This window comes from Pseudanabaena sp. PCC 6802, assembly GCF_000332175.1.
Classification (GTDB): Bacteria; Cyanobacteriota; Cyanobacteriia; order Pseudanabaenales; family Pseudanabaenaceae; genus PCC-6802.
Window position 1 is genome coordinate 350501 of sequence record NZ_KB235910.1, and the last position, 867, is coordinate 351367.

At 49.6% G+C, this 867-nt stretch carries 2 protein-coding genes and 1 pseudogene; 1 reads left to right on the forward strand and 2 read right to left on the reverse strand.

All coding sequences use genetic code 11. The features are described 5' to 3' along the window. Positions 1 to 208, reverse strand: a 208-nt coding sequence (locus PSE6802_RS34600) for a hypothetical protein (protein ID WP_225902625.1), incomplete at its 3' end; no start/stop codon positions are given. Here PSE6802_RS34600 and PSE6802_RS34605 point away from each other — a divergent pair. Next, a pseudogene (locus PSE6802_RS34605) lies at positions 188 to 660 on the forward strand (helix-turn-helix domain-containing protein); the annotation flags it as partial. The gene PSE6802_RS34600 and the pseudogene PSE6802_RS34605 overlap by 21 nt on opposite strands. A 14-nt stretch (positions 661 to 674) precedes the next feature. Here the strand turns inward: PSE6802_RS34605 and PSE6802_RS27360 are convergent. Continuing rightward, positions 675 to 867, reverse strand: a 193-nt coding sequence (locus tag PSE6802_RS27360; RefSeq protein ID WP_019498351.1) for a transposase family protein, incomplete at its 5' end; no start/stop codon positions are given.

Sequence of the window (867 nt, forward strand, 5' to 3'; positions counted from 1 at the left end):
CAAACGCATCGCTACCCACCGGAGCCACCGCAACCGTATAAGCCGCCAGATTCGTATCCTGCACCGTGCCAAATAGCTCCACCGTCGAAGTAATAGACCTCTTGCAGATTAGGTTGAGGTTGAGTTGCCAAAGAACCCCAAGATAGGAAAATATCAGGACATAGCAATAACGAAAAGCGTCCTGATGATGAACTATATAATAGCGCAAACCCTACCTGCTGCACACTTTAAGCGTCGATTTGGTATCGAGACTAATACGTTCAAAGCAATTGTGAAAGTGCTTAAACCAGAGTGGCGAGCAACGCCAACACCTGGAGCCAAGCCTAAACTCGGACTAGAAGACCGCATATTGGTTGCCTTCGAGTATTGGCGGGAATATCGCACCTACTTTCACATCGCCACTATTGGGGCATCAGCGAGTCTACAGTTTGTCGAATAGTGCATTGGGTAGAGGAGACTTTAATCCGCTCACGTCGCTTTCGACTACCTGGGAAGCGCCAGTTGGTGCGGGGCTTTGGGATACCTACAGTCGCGATCGTTGATGTGACTGAAACTCGCATTGAGCGTCCTAAGCGGCACCAACGTGCCTTTTATAGCGGCAAACAGAAAGGGCACACGCTCAAATGTCAACTCATAATTGACGCTCTTACTGGGCAGATTAGACCTCTTGCAAATTAGCCAACTGAGGAGCCTTGAGAGCGTTCAAAATTGTAGAGACCAGCAATTAGATTGCAACGCAAACCAAAGCGGTGACGACGATTGCGATAGCGTCCAGATAAGATGCGGAAGATCTTCAAGCGGCGATTAACATGCTCAATGCCAACCCGTTGGCGCGCAAGTTGGCGGTTGAACGCTTTCTGCTCGGGC